General features: G+C 65.3%; 11 protein-coding genes. 5 read left to right on the top strand and 6 right to left on the bottom strand.

Annotated elements, in window-relative coordinates; all coding sequences use genetic code 11:
* Positions 1-45 precede the first annotated feature (45 nt).
* The 3 genes from HNQ08_RS18790 to aceE all read right to left on the bottom strand — a co-directional run bounded on the left by HNQ08_RS18790 (position 46) and on the right by aceE (position 5,365).
* A complete protein-coding gene (locus tag HNQ08_RS18790; protein ID WP_184135581.1) occupies positions 46-567 on the bottom strand; it encodes a hypothetical protein in 522 nt (173 codons plus the stop codon).
* 119 nt (positions 568-686) lie between these two features.
* The gene (locus HNQ08_RS18785) at positions 687-2,522 is read right to left on the bottom strand and encodes a 2-oxo acid dehydrogenase subunit E2 (protein ID WP_184135578.1); all 1,836 of its coding nucleotides are present in this window, start codon (positions 2,520-2,522) and stop codon (positions 687-689) included.
* Between the two features lie 113 nt (positions 2,523-2,635).
* Positions 2,636-5,365: a pyruvate dehydrogenase (acetyl-transferring), homodimeric type gene (gene aceE, locus HNQ08_RS18780; RefSeq protein ID WP_184135575.1), complete on the bottom strand. Its 2,730-nt coding sequence runs from the start codon at positions 5,363-5,365 to the stop codon at positions 2,636-2,638.
* Positions 5,366-5,611: 246 nt separating this feature from the next.
* On the opposite strand from aceE, the gene HNQ08_RS18775 reads away from it, so the two are divergent.
* The 4 genes from HNQ08_RS18775 to HNQ08_RS18760 all read left to right on the top strand — a co-directional run bounded on the left by HNQ08_RS18775 (position 5,612) and on the right by HNQ08_RS18760 (position 8,091).
* Positions 5,612-6,778: a M48 family metallopeptidase gene (locus HNQ08_RS18775; protein ID WP_229790124.1), complete on the top strand. Its 1,167-nt coding sequence runs from the start codon at positions 5,612-5,614 to the stop codon at positions 6,776-6,778.
* 65 nt (positions 6,779-6,843) lie between these two features.
* Complete coding sequence (locus HNQ08_RS18770; protein ID WP_184135573.1) at positions 6,844-7,518, top strand: haloacid dehalogenase type II; 675 nt, start codon at positions 6,844-6,846, stop codon at positions 7,516-7,518.
* A 2-nt stretch (positions 7,519-7,520) separates the two neighbouring features.
* A complete protein-coding gene (locus HNQ08_RS18765; protein ID WP_184135669.1) occupies positions 7,521-7,724 on the top strand; it encodes a YwbE family protein in 204 nt (67 codons plus the stop codon).
* A 76-nt stretch (positions 7,725-7,800) separates the two neighbouring features.
* Positions 7,801-8,091 carry an addiction module toxin RelE gene (locus tag HNQ08_RS18760; RefSeq protein WP_184135571.1) on the top strand — a complete coding sequence of 97 codons (291 nt, stop codon included), beginning with the start codon at positions 7,801-7,803 and terminating at the stop codon, positions 8,089-8,091.
* A 27-nt stretch (positions 8,092-8,118) separates the two neighbouring features.
* Here HNQ08_RS18760 and HNQ08_RS18755 read toward each other — a convergent pair whose 3' ends face one another.
* Complete coding sequence (locus HNQ08_RS18755) at positions 8,119-8,358, bottom strand: hypothetical protein (RefSeq protein ID WP_184135569.1); 240 nt, start codon at positions 8,356-8,358, stop codon at positions 8,119-8,121.
* A 114-nt stretch (positions 8,359-8,472) separates the two neighbouring features.
* Here HNQ08_RS18755 and HNQ08_RS18750 point away from each other — a divergent pair, with 114 nt between their 5' ends.
* Positions 8,473-11,319, top strand: a complete 2,847-nt coding sequence (locus tag HNQ08_RS18750; RefSeq protein ID WP_184135566.1) for a 2-oxoglutarate dehydrogenase E1 component — start codon at positions 8,473-8,475, stop codon at positions 11,317-11,319.
* 232 nt (positions 11,320-11,551) lie between these two features.
* Here the strand turns inward: HNQ08_RS18750 and uvrB are convergent, their stop codons facing one another.
* Both uvrB and HNQ08_RS18740 read right to left on the bottom strand, forming a co-directional pair.
* The gene (gene uvrB / locus HNQ08_RS18745) at positions 11,552-13,567 is read right to left on the bottom strand and encodes an excinuclease ABC subunit UvrB (protein ID WP_184135564.1); all 2,016 of its coding nucleotides are present in this window, start codon (positions 13,565-13,567) and stop codon (positions 11,552-11,554) included.
* A 180-nt stretch (positions 13,568-13,747) separates the two neighbouring features.
* A complete protein-coding gene (locus HNQ08_RS18740; protein WP_184135562.1) occupies positions 13,748-14,671 on the bottom strand; it encodes a LysR family transcriptional regulator in 924 nt (307 codons plus the stop codon).
* Between the last annotated feature and the right edge of the window lie 18 nt (positions 14,672-14,689).

Here is a 14,689-nt window from a genome sequence, read left to right as displayed (position 1 = left end):
GAAGGCCCCGCCGCAATGGACGGGGCCTTGTCGTGTTGTGCGGCCTCAGCGTCCGCTGGCGATCAGGCGAATGCCATTTTGCTTAACAAACTGCGCGATCAGGCGATCCTCAATGGTGCGGGTATTGACTGCGGTGTCGGTGCTGTTGGCCTTGACGGTCACGCTTAATAACTTGCCGCCGATAGGACGGCTCTCCCACTCAAGATTTACGGTGTTCTTTGTGTCAGCATTAGTAGCGACCAAATTCATCTTGATGTGGACAGGTTCTTCTTTTGCACTCAGGAGTTTGAGTTTGTCTGAGTCAACCTCGCTTTCCGGAAACGTGAAGTTCTCGTAGCCGGCAGGCAGACCGATTCGAGTAGGCGATTCCCGGAAGTTATTGACGAGGAGCGCAGAGATCATGGCAAAGCCCATTACACCTGCCTCGTTTTCCGGCGAGAGCTTAGAACGAGTGGGGAGGGTGCTGACCGCTTCCACGATGATCTCATTCGGGCCAGGTTTAGGGCCAGTGTAGGCGGGCGCGCAAGCAGCGAGCAGGGCGGGAACAAGGAGCAGGAATTTCTTCACGCCGCGAGAATGCAGGACAAAGCCTGACAATTTCACGACAAAAGAAAACCCCGTCACATTGGACGGGGGTTCCTCAAATTTTGTCTGGTGCTACAGCCTACCCATATTCCAGAAATCCATTACAGACTGATCAGGAAGGGATCCTCCAGCGCCTCGGCGACGAAGCGCACGAAGCGGGCCGCGTCCGCGCCGTCGATCAGGCGGTGATCGTAGGTCAGCGAGAGGGGCAGCATGTTGCGCGGCTCAAACTCGCCCTTCTCCTTGTTCCACACGGGTTCCATGCCGCCGCGCGAGACGCCCAGAATGGCAACTTCGGGGCTGTTGACGATGGGCGTGAAGGCGTGGCCGCCGATCCCACCCAGGTTGGAAATCGTGAACGTCGCTCCCGACATCTCGTCGGGCTTGAGTTTGCGCTCGCGCGCCCGGCCTGCCAGCTCGGACAGTTCCAGCACCAGCTCGGTGATGCTCTTGCGGTCGGCGTCCTTGACCACCGGGACCAGCAGGCCGACCGGGGTATCCACCGCCACGCCGATATTTACGAAGTCCTTGAACACCACCTGCTGGGCTTCCAGATCCAGGCTCGCGCCGAATTTAGGGAACTGGCGCAGCGCATTTGCCACCACCTTCATCAGGATGTGGGTCATGGTCAACTTGCCGCCGGCCTTCTCCACGCGCGCGCCAAAGCGTTTGCGGGTTTCTTCCATGGCGGTGACGTCGGCCTTGTCGAAGTGCGTGACCATTGGAATGGTGGTCCACGAAGCCGTCATGGAGCGCACGGTGGCCTTGCGGATGCCGGACATGTCCTCGCGCCTGACCGTGCCCCACTTCTCGAAATTGGGCAGAGGCGCGGCCTGAACCTGCGCGGCAGCAGGGGCGGGCGCAGCGCCAGCACTAGGAGTAAGGGCGGCAGGCTGCACACTCGGGGTTCCGGCACTGCGGCGCACATCCTCCTCGCTGATACGTCCCGCGATGCCGCTGCCGTGCACATCGTGGATGTCCACGCCGATCTCACGGGCCAGTCGGCGCACGCTGGGTGCGGCGGGAACCACTGTGCGCCCGTCGTAGGTCTGGGTGTTGTAGGGCCGCTGCGCGCCGGGGGCCTGGGTGGTGGCCCCTGCGGCGGCGGGGGTCTTGTCGTGGTTGCCGGAAGTGGCCGGAGCCGGGGCCTGCCCTCCTGCCCCCTGCCCACCCTTCGGCGCGGCCTGGGCCTTCTGCGATTCCTGCTGGGCCTGCGCCACACGGTTGGCCGTCTCTGCGTCAGTGGCGGTGGTGCTGGATTCCACGGTGGCTGTCTGATCCCCGCCGCCCTGGGTTGCGGGAAGCTGGGAAGAGGCATCTGCTGCACCGCCGCTGCTGCCGCCGCCCGACAGGGTAAGGATCGTGCCGCCCACGTTCACGGTATCGCCCACGGCCACGCCGATGCTTTCCACGGTGCCGCCCGCGCTGGAGGGAACCTCAATGACGGCCTTGTCGGTCTCGATCTCAATAACCGGATCGCCCTCTCTCACCGTGTCGCCGACATTGACGAGGACGGTCACGACAGTGCCTTTTTCGATGTTGTCGCCCACATCGGGCAGCGCAACAGTGGAGCTGCCGCCCGAGCTGGCCGGCGCCGAGATGGGCGCGGCTGAGGTTGCCGCCTCCTTCTCCTGCTCGGACGCTACGTTCTCCGCAGGGGCGGAGACCTGCGCGGGAGCCGCTGCCGCCGGGGCCGAATCACCGCCACTCAGAGTCAGGATGGTGCCGCCAACGCTCACGGTGTCGCCCACATTGACCGAGACGGCCTCCACGGTGCCGCCCGCCGAGGCCGGAACCTCGATGACGGCCTTGTCAGTCTCGATCTCGATAATCGGATCGCCCTCTTGAATGGTGTCGCCCGCCCCCACCAGCACAGTTACGACGGTGCCCTTCTCGATGTTGTCCCCGACATCGGGGAGTTTCAGTTCTGTCGCCATTGGAAGGCTCCTTGTGGATCAGTATTGATAGGTCTCAATTTGGGTTCTGGAGCGTTGCGGTGCCCCGTGCGGTTTCCCCCTCCCCCACATTGAAGGAAGGGGAGAACGATGGACTAGCGCAGGACGGGCGCGTCGCGTTCGGGATCGATGCCCAGATCGGCAATCGCCTTCGCCACCACGTCGCCCTTGACCTTGCCGTCGCGTTGCAGCGCGTACAGGGTGGCCAGGACGACATGCCTGGCATCCACTTCAAAGAAGTCACGCAGTTCGGCGCGACCCTCGCTGCGGCCAAAGCCATCGGTGCCCAACGTCCACAGCTTGCGGTCCAGGTGGCCGTTCAGGCCGTCCGCGCCCAGCTTGACGTAATCGCTGACGCTGATCAGGACGCCGGGGGCGTTCTCCGCGCTCAGTTGCTGGGCCAGGTAGCTGATCCTGGGTTCCTCGGTGGGGTGGAGCATGTTGTGGCGCTGGGTCAGCAAGGCGTCCTGATGGAGTTCTTTGTAGCTGGTCACGCTCCACAGGTCCGCCGCCACGCCGTAGCCCTCCAGCATCTCCACCGCCTTCTGCGCAGCGTCCATCGCGGGGCCGCTGGCCAGAATCTGGGCGCGCAGCTTGGCCTTCTTGTTGGGGCTGCGCTGGAAGACATACAGGCCCTTGATGATGCCGTCGTGGATTTCCTGGTGGCTGCGCCCGTCGTCGGGCATGGCGGGCTGGACCTCGTTCTCGTTGTCCACCGTGATGTAGTAGAACTCGTTGATGCCGTCCACGTACATGCGCTGGATGCCCGCCTCGATGATCACCGCCAGCTCGTAGGCGAAGGCCGGGTCATACGTTTTGAGGTTCGGCACCACGTAGCCCTGCAGGTGGCTGTTGCCGTCCTGGTGCTGCAGGCCCTCACCGTTCAGGGTGGTGCGCCCGGCGGTTGCGCCCAGCAGGAAGCCGCGGGCCATCTGGTCCGCCGCCGCCCACACCAGATCGCCGATGCGCTGCATGCCGAACATGGAATAGAAGACGTAGAAGGGAATGGTGGGCACGCCGTGGTTGGCGTAGCTGGTGGCGGCGGCGATCCACGAAGACATCGCGCCGTCCTCGGTCAGCCCCTCTTCCAGCATCTGGCCGTCGATGCTTTCCTTGTAAACCATCAGCGAGCCGCTGTCGACGGGCGTGTAGGTCTGCCCGCGCGGGCTGTAGATGCCGATGCGCGGCACCAGGGCGTCCATCCCGAAGGTGCGGGCCTCGTCAGGGACGATGGGAACAATGTACTTGCCGATCTCCTTGTCGCGCAGCAGCTTGCTGAGGATCGACACGGCGGCCATCGTCGTGGACACGGCGCGGCCCTTGCTGCCCCCCGCGAATTCCTCGTAGAACTCGCCCGTGGGCACAGTGGGGTGCGGGTACTCGACGTGGCGCGAGGGAGTCAGGCCGCCCAGCGCGGCGCGGCGTTCCAGGGCGTACTTCACTTCCGGGCTGTCAGGGCCGGGGTTGTAGTACTCCATGTGCTCCACCTGCTCGTCGCTGAGGGGCAGCTCCAGCAGGGTACGCAGGGCCTTGAGGCTGTCTACGTCCAGCTTCTTGACGTTGTGGGCCACGTTGCGGGCCTGCGCGCTCTCGCCCAGGCCGTAACCCTTGACGGTGCGCGGGATGATGATGGTGGGGCTGCCCTTGTGTTCGGTGGCGGCCTTGTAGGCGGCGTAGATCTTGTGCACGTCGTGGCCGCCACGGTTGAGCAGCTCCAGATCGGCGTCGGACCAGCCCTCGATCAGGCGCTTGAGTTCGGGGGTGTTGAAGAACTTCTCGCGCAATTCCTTGCCGCCGAAGGCCGCATAACGCTGCGATTCGCCGTCCACCAGCAATTCAAAGCGCTTGACGATGTCGCCGTTGTAGTCCTTTTCCAGCAGCTCGTCCCACTTGCTGTCCCAGATCACCTTGATCACGTTCCAGCCCGCGCCCCGGAACAGTGCCTCGAACTCCTGAATGACCTTGGAGTTGGCGCGTACCGGGCCGTCCAGACGCTGGAGGTTGGCGTTCAGAACGAAGATCAGGTTGTCCAGGTTCTCGTAGGCGGCAAAGCGGATCGCGCCGATGCTCTGCGGCTCGTCCATCTCGCCGTCGCCCAGGAAGGCCCACACGCGGGCGTCCCCTTTGGGCTTGAGGCCCCGGTTTTCCAGGTACTTAATGTAGCGCGCCTGGTAGATCGCCTGAATCGGCCCCAAACCCATGCTGACGGTGGGAAATTCCCAGTAGTCGGGCATCAGCCAGGGGTGGGGGTAGCTGGACAGGCCGGGGCCGTCCGGCGACAGCTCGCGCCGGAAGCGGTTCATGCGGCCCTCGTCCCAGCGGCCTTCCAGGAAGCTGCGGGCGTACACACCGGGAGAAGCGTGGCCCTGGTAGAACACCAGATCGCGGTCCTGTCCGGCTTCCGGCCCGCGGAAGAAGTGGTTGAAACCCACTTCCAGCAACTCGGCGGCGCTGGCGTAGGTGGCGAGGTGACCGCCGATGCCGTCGCTGGCCTTGTTGGCGCGCAGCACCATGACCACCGAGTTCCAGCGGATCGCGTTGCGGAATTTGCGTTCCAGTTCCTCGTTGCCGGGATATTCGGGCTGGGCCTCGACGTCGATGGTATTGATGTACGGGGTGTTCTGCTTGAACTCGATGGGTGCACCCTGGAAATAGGCGTAATGATCAAGCTCAGTCAGCAGTTCCGCTGCGCGGTGGTCCCCCGCGTCGGCCAGCACGTAAGCCAGAGAGTCCAGCCATTCCTGCGTTTCCACACTGTTCAGCGAGTCGCGTTCCTGCGGCGGAAGCCCCGCACGCGGCGGGCGGTTGGGCGGCTGTTTTGTCATGCGGCCAGTCTAGGCCACCCCCTTCGACACTTCCAACAGGAGTTTCTCCATACATTGACCACACCGGGTGGTGAGTACAGCTGTGTGGTTTCCTCGTGCCTGGGCGCCGTCATCCTGCGTCACCGCCATTGGTTATGGGCATCAGAGGGTCCGGGTCATGCCCCTCCTCCGCTGCCCCGGCCCAGCTCTTGCGGGCGCGAAAGATATGCGGCAAAACCATCTGGGTGGCCCCTCTATTCTTCAGCCATGGTGCGGTCTTCAGCGGGTGTGCTGGGCAGAATGTGGCAAGGGATGGCGCAGCGGGAATCGGCCCGGCTGCGTGACGCCTTCGTGGAGAGGGCGGTCCCCGCCCCATCGGCGCGAGCAGCACTGGGGCAGGCGCTGGCGGTGCTGGTGATCCTGGTCTATGCCGCGCTGAGCGCCGTGGGACTGTGGTGGGCGCTGGTGGCGCTGGGGCTGTGGGGAGAGGCGCACGTCTTTGTCCGGCTCCTGTGCGCACTGGGCGGCGTGGGGCTGCTGGGGTTTGCCTGGGTGGCCCGCCCCCGTTTTCCCGCTCCCTGGGGCGTGGAGGTCACGGCGGAGCAAGCGCCCCAACTGCACGCGCTGGTGGCCCAGGTGGCCGGGGCGCTGGACGTTCGTGCGCCTGTGCGGATCGTGCTGACGCCGGAGGTCAATGCGTTCATGGCCCGCACCGGATGGCGGGGAACCCCAACACTGGGGCTCGGCCTGGGGCTATGGTTTGGCATGCGCCCGCAGGAACGCGTGGCGGTCATCGCGCATGAGCTGGCGCACCTACGCAGTGGCGATCCCACGCGCTCGGGAGTGGTGGCGGCGGCCCTCAATGTGCTGGATCACGCCGTGTCTGTCCTGACACCGGACGCCTGGATGGAGTACCAGGCCGAGCATCTTCAGGCCGTGTCCAACCTCATGTCACGCCTGATGGCGCTGGTGCCGCTGGGCGTGTACTCGCTGATGCTGAACCTGGTGGGGGCGCAGCAACAGGCCGCCGAATTCCGGGCCGATCTGCTGGCCGCCCGCGTGGCCGGTTCGCAGGCCACCGCCCACGCGCTGGACCGCATGTACCTGGCAGACCTGCTGGACAGCGCCCTGCACAAGCAGTGGCAGCGCCCCGAAGCGCCCCATGTCTTCGCAGAGTTGCGCCGCATGTGGGACGCGGCCTCCCCGGAACGCTGGGCAAAAGCACGCGAGGAAGGCCAGGCGCGTAACGTTCGTCTGGACGCCTCGCACCCGCCCACCGCAGACCGCTTGCAGGTGATCGGGGCGTGGCCGCGTGAAGCGCAGATCGGGCTGTCGGACAAGTCCTCGGGGTGGCTGGATGTCGAGCTCGGGCCTTTTATTCCTGTGCTGGAACGCGCTGCCATTGACGACTACAGGGTGCGGATGGGCGGCTGACCCAGGAACAAGCTGACGGTTCAAGGAGACAGGACCGGAGCATCCCACCTGTTACCCTGATTCCCATGACCCCCACCGTCTTTCTGGACATGAACGAGACCTTGCTCGATCTCTCGGCGCTGGACGGGCTGTTCGTGGAAGCATTCGGCGATTCGGGGGCCAGGACGCAGTGGTTTGGCCTGCTGCTGCAACTGGCCCTGACCCACACGCTGCTGGGCGAATACCGCGACTTCTCGGCGCTGGGCGGCGCAGCGCTGCAGGCACTGGGCGAGGCACGCGGGCAGGAAGTGAGCGGACAGTTTCAGGACGAGCTGTCGGCAGGCATTCGCATGCTCCCGGCCCACGCTGACACCCGCGAGGGCCTGGACATTCTGCGCGCAGGCGGGGCGCGGTTGATCTGCCTGACTAACAATCCCCAGGCCGTGCTGAACGCCCAGCTGGAAAACGCCGGTTTCGCCGATCTTGTGGACGGCGCGGTCTCGGTGGACCCGGGCCAGATGCTCAAGCCGGGGCGGGCGGCCTACGAGTACGGACTGTCGCGGACGGGCGCCCATGCCCACGAAAGCTGGCTGCTGGCGGCCCACGGCTGGGACATTGCGGGGGCCAAATCAGCGGGATTGCGGACGGCTTTCGTGGAACGTCCCGGTCAGGCCCAGAACCCGCTAATGCCTGCCGACATTGCCGGCCCGTTACCCGCTGTGGCCCGCGCGCTGATCGGGCGGCTGGGAGGACAGGCATGAGCGTGCCGCCCCGCTCGGCAGTTCGCCTTGGCCTGACGGTGGACATCGTGCAGAAGCACCACCAGGGCAGCGGTCAGCTCACGCGCGGCGTGGTGGCGGGGTTACTGACGGGTTCCGCCACACACCCGCACGGCATCAAGGTCCGCCTGACCACCGGCGAGGTGGGGCGCGTTCAGGCAGTGGTCACCACGGATGCCGGGGGCTGAATGAAGCGGGGGTGACCGCCTTTCTCACTCGTTGCCGTGGCGCGGCTCCTAGCGTGCAGGCACAGGAGGAATCCCTATGCCAGATGCCTGGAGCAAGAAGGACGAACGCCAGTACCAGCACGTCAAGGACAGCGAGCTGCAACGCGGGGTGGACGAGGACCGTGCCGAGGAGATTGCGGGCCGCACGGTCAACAAGCACCGCCGTGAGGAAGGGCGCACCCCCAACAAGCGCACCCAGGGCACCGGCAACCCCAATGCCGCCCTGTCCAATCTGACCCGCGACGAGCTGTACAACCGCGCCAAGGAAAAGGACATCAGGGGCCGCAGCAAGATGAGCAAGGACGAGCTGATTGACGCTCTGAAATAGGGGGCAACCCTCCCCTTTGTCCTTGTGCTATTCGCGTGCCCGGCGGCGCGGCAGCGTCAGGCCAAGGCCCAGAAGAAAGCCGCCCACCACCGCCAGCCCGAAGGTGATCAGGACATTGTTCAGCGGACTGGGAAAGTTGGTGGAGCGGTTGGCGTTGGCAACGGCGTGCAACTGGTTGATGTCAATAACGTCCTTACCGAGCAGCAGCAGCGACACCACGAAGATCGCCAGGCCAAGCGCCACCACAATGCGGGAAACGATTTTCATGGCCGTATCTTACGGGCTGCCCTGTCACCCGGTGGGGAACCCCCGCCCGCCCACGTGCCAGGGGCTACAGAGGGCACCTTTGGGTGGTGGCAGAAGGGTATGCTAGGAGGCGTTATGACGCAGTGGCAGACCATCATGTCCGGCGGGAACGCGGCCTTTATCGAGGGGCTGTACGAGACCTACCTGACCGATCCTGAAAGCGTGGACGCCGAGTGGCGGACCCTTTTTGACGAATTGCGCGGCGGAACCCAGGAGGCCCTGCACTCGCCTGTTCAGCAGGCCTTCTACAACCTCGGCCAGAGCCGCCGGGGGGGGGCACCCGCCGCAAGCCCGGGCGGCAGCGGCGCGCAGCAGGCTGGGGGCGCCCTGGTGACGGCCTACCGCGTGTACGGTCACATCAGCGCCCGCAACAATCCGCTCAAAATGCGCGGCCAGCCGGTGGTTCCCGAGCTGACTCCCGAATTCTACGGCCTGTCGGAAGCCGATCTGAACGAGACGGTGAACGAGGGGCCGTTCAGCGGACCGCTGCGGGACGTGATCGCGCAGCTTCAGGACACCTACACCGGTTCAATCGGCTTCGAGTTCAACTACCTGCCCGCCAACGAGCGCAAATGGTTCCAGGAGCGGATCGAGCGCAATCAGGGCCAGGGCCGCTACGCCTTCAGCAAGGAGGAGCGCCGCCGCATCATGGTGAAGCTGAACGCGGCGGAAGGGCTGGAACTGTACCTCAAGAACAAATACCCCGGCGTCAAGCGTTTCGGCCTGGAAGGCTCCGAGAGCTTTATCCCGCTGATGGACCGCATCATCCAGCAGGCCGGGAACTACGGCGTCAAGGAAGTGGTGATCGGCATGGCCCACCGTGGCCGCCTGAACACGCTGGTCAACATTTTCGGCAAACCGCCCAGCGTGCTGTTCGACGAGTTCGACGGCAAGAAGAAGCTGAGCGACAATCCCGACGTGGCCGGAGACGTGAAGTATCACATGGGCTACTCCAGCGACGTGCGGACCCCTGGCGGGCCGATGCACCTGGCCCTGGCCTTCAACCCCTCGCACTTGGAAATCGTCTCCCCCGTCGTTCACGGCAGCGTGCGTGCCCGTCAGGATCGGCGCGGCGACACCGAGCGCAAGACCGTGCTGCCCATCACCATCCACGGCGACGCGGCGGTCAGCGGGCAGGGCGTGGTCATGGAAACGCTGAACCTGTCGCGGCTGCGCGGCTTTGCCACCGGGGGCGCGGTTCGGATCGTGATCAACAACCAGGTGGGCTTCACCATCAGCGATCCGCGCGACACCCGCAGCAGCCGCTACTGCACCGACATTGCCAAGGTGGCGAACGCCCCGGTGCTGCACGTCAGCGGTGACGATCCCGAGGCCGTGGTGTTCTGCGGTGACCTCGCGCTGGCCTACCGCCAGGAGTTCGGCAAGGATGTGTTCATCGACCTGATCTCGTTCCGCCGAAACGGCCACAATGAGGGCGACGAGCCGCGCATGACCCAGCCGATCATGTACCGCGAGATCGACAAGCACCCCGGCACCCGCGCGCTGTATGCCGCGAAACTGGAAGAGGCGGGCGTGCTGGAGGCGGGCGAGGGCGACGCGCTGATCGACAGCTTCCGCGACAAGCTCGACGCCGGGGCTCCGGTGGTGGCCGAGATGGAAAATCTGGCCCAGAGCGCCCTGGCCGTGGACTGGTCTGAATACACCGGCACCCGCTGGGAGGACGAAGTCTCCACTGCCGTTCCCCGCGAGAAGCTTGAAGAGCTGGGCCTAAAGCTCGCCAGCGTGCCCGAGAACTTCCAGCCGCACCGGGGCGTCGAGCGCGTGCTGAAGGCGCGGGCGGCAATGGCGCGCGGCGAACAGCCGCTGGACTGGGGCATGGGCGAGATGCTGGCCTACGCCACGCTGCTCGACGAGGGGTACGGTGTCAGGCTGGTGGGTCAGGACAGCGGGCGCGGCACCTTCGTCCACCGCCACGCTGTCCTGCACAATCAGAATGCTCAGGACCCGCTGAATGAGGAGTACATGGCACTGGCCCACCTCTCGCCCGATCAGGGGCGCGCGGAGGTTATCGACAGCACCCTGTCCGAGGAAGCGGTGATGGCTTTCGAGTACGGCTATTCCACCTCCGAGCCCAAGGGGCTGGTGGCCTGGGAAGGGCAGTTCGGCGACTTTGCCAACGGCGCGCAGGCCGTGATCGATCAGTTCCTGAGCGCCGCCGAGAGCAAATGGCTGCGCCTGAGCGGCCTGACCCTGCTGCTGCCCCACGGCTACGAGGGCGCGGGACCGGAACACTCCAGCGCCCGCCTGGAGCGCTACTTGCAGCTGTGCGCCCAGAAGAACATGCAGGTGGTGGTGCCCAGCAGCGCCGCCCAGATCTTCCACCTGCTGCGCCGTCAGGTCCTGCGCCCGTACCGCAAGCCGCTGATCGTGATGACGCCCAAGAGCCTGCTGCGTAACAAGCAGGCGATGAATCCGCTGTCCGACCTCACCGACGGGCGCTTCTCCGAGGTGATCGGCGATTACGAGGTGACCGGCGCGCACCGCGTGGTGATCAGCAGCGGCAAGCTGCACTGGGAGCTGGTGGAGGCGCGAGACGCCGATCAGGACGCCTATGCCGGAACGGCCCTGATCCGTCTGGAACAGCTTTATCCCTTCCCCATCGACGCCCTGCGCACCGAACTGGCCCGCCATCCCGGCGCGCAGGTGGTGTGGGCACAGGAAGAACCGGAAAACCAGGGGGCGTGGCTGATGATCTGGGAGGATCTGGAAAGCGTGCTGGCCCCTGGTCAGGTGCTGAGCCACTCCAGCCGTCCCCGCAGCGCCAGCACCGCCGCCGGGTACGCCAGCGTCCACGCCCGCGAGCAGGCCGCCGTGATCGCCGCCGCTCTGGGCGAGAGGATCGACCAGGAAGTGGTCAGAGAGCAGGAGAAACTGGCCGAGGAAGCCGCGCAGCCGGGCTGAGGCGGAGGCTTGAAAGGCGGGGCCGGTCATTCCGGCCCCGCCTTTGCCATTGCCGGGAAAGCCAGCCCCCGCGCAACGCTCCCCTCAACAGCACAATAGCGCCCAACCTTTTAGAGGGCGCTGTGATCTGAAGAGATGCCCCTGCTTTGCGCGTGCCCTCTCGCTTGACTTTGATGCCGATGGCTGAGGCCGCGCGGGCTACTTTGGCGCAGGCAACTGGATCAGACGGTCTCTACCGCCGTCCGCGCGCCCGCACCTTCTGGCCCGGCACGGTTGCCTGCCTGAATTCCTTGCCCTGCAACTTGGCCTCGATGGCGCGGATCTGATCGCGCAGGCTGGCCGCCCGCTCGAAGTCCAGATCCTCGGACGCCTGCCACATGTCCAGTTCCAAGTCGGTGAGCTGGGCGTTCAGGGCGTCGCGGTCATTGCCCACCGTGGCGCTGCCGATTTCTTCTGGAACTTCCTCGCCGCGAATGACGTTCCGCACGCCCTTGATGATGGTGGTGGGCGTGATGCCGTGTTCCGCGTTGTAAGCGGTCTGCTTCTCACGGCGGCGGGCCGTCTCGTCGATGGCCGAGCGCATGGCGGGGGTGATCGTGTCGCCGTACAGGACCACTTCACCGTTCAGGTTGCGGGCAGCGCGGCCGATGGTCTGGATCAGGGCGCGTTCGCTTCTCAGGAAGCCGGGCTTGTCGGCGTCCAGAATGGCCACCAGCGAGACCTCGGGCAGATCGAGGCCCTCGCGCAGCAAGTTGATCCCCACCAGCACGTCGTAGTGTCCCAGGCGCAGATCGCGGATGATGACCTGACGCTCCACGCTGTCGATGTCCGAGTGCATGTAGCGCGCCTTGACGCCCTTTTCCAGCAGATACTCGGTCAGGTCCTCGGCCATGCGCTTGGTCAGGGTGGTGACCAGGGTCCGCTCGCCCACCGCCGCCCTGGCACGCACCCGGCCCAGCAGGTCCTCAATCTGGCCGGTGATCGGCTGCACCGACACGGGCGGGTCCACCAGACCCGTGGGGCGAATGATCTGATCGGCGATGGAGTCGCTGACCTCGCGCTCGAAAGGGCCAGGGGTGGCCGACACGTAGACGGTCTGCCCGGTCTTGCTCATGAACTCCTCGAAGTTCAGCGGGCGGTTGTCCATCGCGCTGGGCAGGCGGAAGCCGTAGTCCACCAGCGTCTGTTTGCGGGCACGGTCCCCGTTGGCCATCCCCCCGATCTGCGGCACCGTCACGTGCGACTCGTCGATAAAGGTGATGAAGTCGTCGGGGAAGTAGTCGAGCATGGTGTACGGCGTCATGCCGGGGGCGCGGCCGTCAATGTGGCGCGAATAGTTCTCGATGCCCGAACAGTAGCCCAGCACCTTGAGCATCTCCAGATCGTAGAGGGTCCGCTCCTTGATGCGCTGGGCCTCCAGCAGCTTGCCAGTGGACTTGAAGTATTCCAGGCGCTGCTCGAGTTCCTCCTGAATCGTCACGATGGCCCGCTCGATGTTGCCCGCGCTGGACACGTAATGCTTGGCCGGGTAAACCACTGTGGCGTCGAGTTCAGCCAGCCGGTCTCCGGTCAGGGGATGCACCACGGCGATCCGCTCCACATCGTCACCCCACAGCTCAATTCGCAGGGGCTGCTCGTCATAGGCGGGCCAGACCTCGATCATCTCGCCCTTGACGCGGAAACGGCCCGGCATCATCTCGATGTCGTTGCGCTCGTACTGCATGCCCACCAGCCGACCCAGAATCTCGTCGCGGCCCACCGAATCGCCCTTCTTGAGGATCAGGTTCAGCGCCGTGTATTCCTTGGGATCGCCCAGGCCGTAGATGCAGCTTACCGAGGCCACCACAATGGTGTCGCGCCGCGTCAGCAGGCTGCGGGTGGTGGAGTGGCGCAGGCGCTCGATCTCCTGATTGACCGCCGCGTCCTTCTCGATAAACAGGTCCTTGCCCGGCACGTAGGCCTCGGGCTGGTAGTAGTCGTAGTAGCTGATAAAGAACTCGACGGCGGCGTCGGGGAAGAACTCGCGGAACTCAGAGGCGAGCTGCGCGGTCAGGATCTTGTTGGGGGCCATGATCAGGGCGGGGCGCTGGGTTTCTTCGATTACCTTGGCAACGGAGTACGTTTTGCCGGTGCCCGTCGCGCCCAGCAACGTCTGAAACCTCAGTCCCGATTCCAGCCCGTCCACCAGTGAACGAATGGCAGTGGGCTGATCGCCGGACGGCGTGAACTCGGATTTGATCTTGAGCATCGAAGTAAACCTCCAGATGGGGAGCGTGGCAGCAGCGGCAGACGCCGAAGCGTTTCCCACAGTTTACGCCCGTAGCGTAAGAGGAGTGTAGGCCAGATGGCGCATTTGAGCTGGGTTAACGTCTCGCCTGCCCCGGACCACCGGATACCCTGCGTGACCATCTGCCTGGGTGGAGGGCGGCTACAGAGAACGCTCCTCAGCCTCGGCGGCCTGACCCTTCCCCGCCCCCAGCATCTCCTCGGCCACCCCCAGAAAAGCCCGCACCACCGGATTCCGACCCTCGTCGCGCCGCCACACGGCCACGATGTCCACCAGCGGGGCGTCCTCGACGGGGCGGTAGACCACGCCGGGCAGCGCCAGCCGGTTAAAGAATTCGATGGGCAGGAACACACCCACGCCCGCCGCCACCAGCGACAGCAGCGTGGGAATCTCGTTTGCTTCCTGCACGACGTTGGGGGTGAAGTCGGCAGTGGCGCACCAGCGCATCACCTGATCGAAATAGGTGGCGCGCAACTGGCGCGGAAAGAACACGAAAGGTTCGGGAGCCAGATCGGAAATTTTGAGCCGACGCTTGCGGGCCAGCGGGTGTCCGGCGGGCAGGGCTGCCACCAGGGGCTGCCGCCATAGGGGGCGCGAATCCAGGTTCGGCGCGCGTACCGGCAGGAGCATCAGGCCAACGTCCAGCACGCCGCCACGCAGCCCGGCTTCCTGCTCCTGGGCAGTCAACTCGCGCAGATCGACGCTGACATTCGGGTACAGTTCGCGGAAGCGGCGCACGATTTCCGGCAGACCGCCGAAGGCCAGCCCGCTCACGAAGCCCACCGTCAGGCGGCCCACCTCACCCCGCGCGGCGCGGCGGGCGCGTTCCACGGTCTGCGAGGCCAGGGCCAGCGTTTCACGTGCGCCCACCAGAAATTCCTGTCCGGCAGGGGTGAGTTGCACGCGGCGGGTGGTGCGTAAGACCAGCGGCACCCCCACCTCTTCTTCCAGGTTGCGGACGCTGTTGCTCAGGGCCTGCTGCACCACGAAGACACGCTCGGCAGCACGCCCAAAGTGTTCCTCCTCGGCCAGAGCAACGAAGTGGCGAAGGTGACGCAGTTCCATGTCAGGCCTAGCTTGTCA

The organism is Deinococcus humi, from assembly GCF_014201875.1.
Lineage (GTDB): Bacteria > Deinococcota > Deinococci > Deinococcales > Deinococcaceae > Deinococcus > Deinococcus humi.
The sequence above is the reverse complement of the archived record's forward strand: the minus strand, read 5'-3'. Positions and strand labels throughout refer to the sequence as shown.

Excerpts from the sequence above, each read along its gene's own strand:
- HNQ08_RS18740 (WP_184135562.1), bottom strand. The coding sequence starts at position 14,671 with ATGGAACTGCGTCACCTTCGCCACTTCGTTGCTCTGGCCGAGGAGGAA.
- HNQ08_RS18775 (WP_229790124.1), top strand. The coding sequence starts at position 5,612 with ATGGTGCGGTCTTCAGCGGGTGTGCTGGGCAGAATGTGGCAAGGGATG.
- HNQ08_RS18755 (WP_184135569.1), bottom strand. The coding sequence starts at position 8,358 with ATGAAAATCGTTTCCCGCATTGTGGTGGCGCTTGGCCTGGCGATCTTC.
- aceE (WP_184135575.1), bottom strand. The coding sequence starts at position 5,365 with ATGACAAAACAGCCGCCCAACCGCCCGCCGCGTGCGGGGCTTCCGCCG.
- uvrB (WP_184135564.1), bottom strand. The coding sequence starts at position 13,567 with ATGCTCAAGATCAAATCCGAGTTCACGCCGTCCGGCGATCAGCCCACT.
- HNQ08_RS18770 (WP_184135573.1), top strand. The coding sequence starts at position 6,844 with ATGACCCCCACCGTCTTTCTGGACATGAACGAGACCTTGCTCGATCTC.
- HNQ08_RS18760 (WP_184135571.1), top strand. The coding sequence starts at position 7,801 with ATGCCAGATGCCTGGAGCAAGAAGGACGAACGCCAGTACCAGCACGTC.
- HNQ08_RS18785 (WP_184135578.1), bottom strand. The coding sequence starts at position 2,522 with ATGGCGACAGAACTGAAACTCCCCGATGTCGGGGACAACATCGAGAAG.
- HNQ08_RS18750 (WP_184135566.1), top strand. The coding sequence starts at position 8,473 with ATGACGCAGTGGCAGACCATCATGTCCGGCGGGAACGCGGCCTTTATC.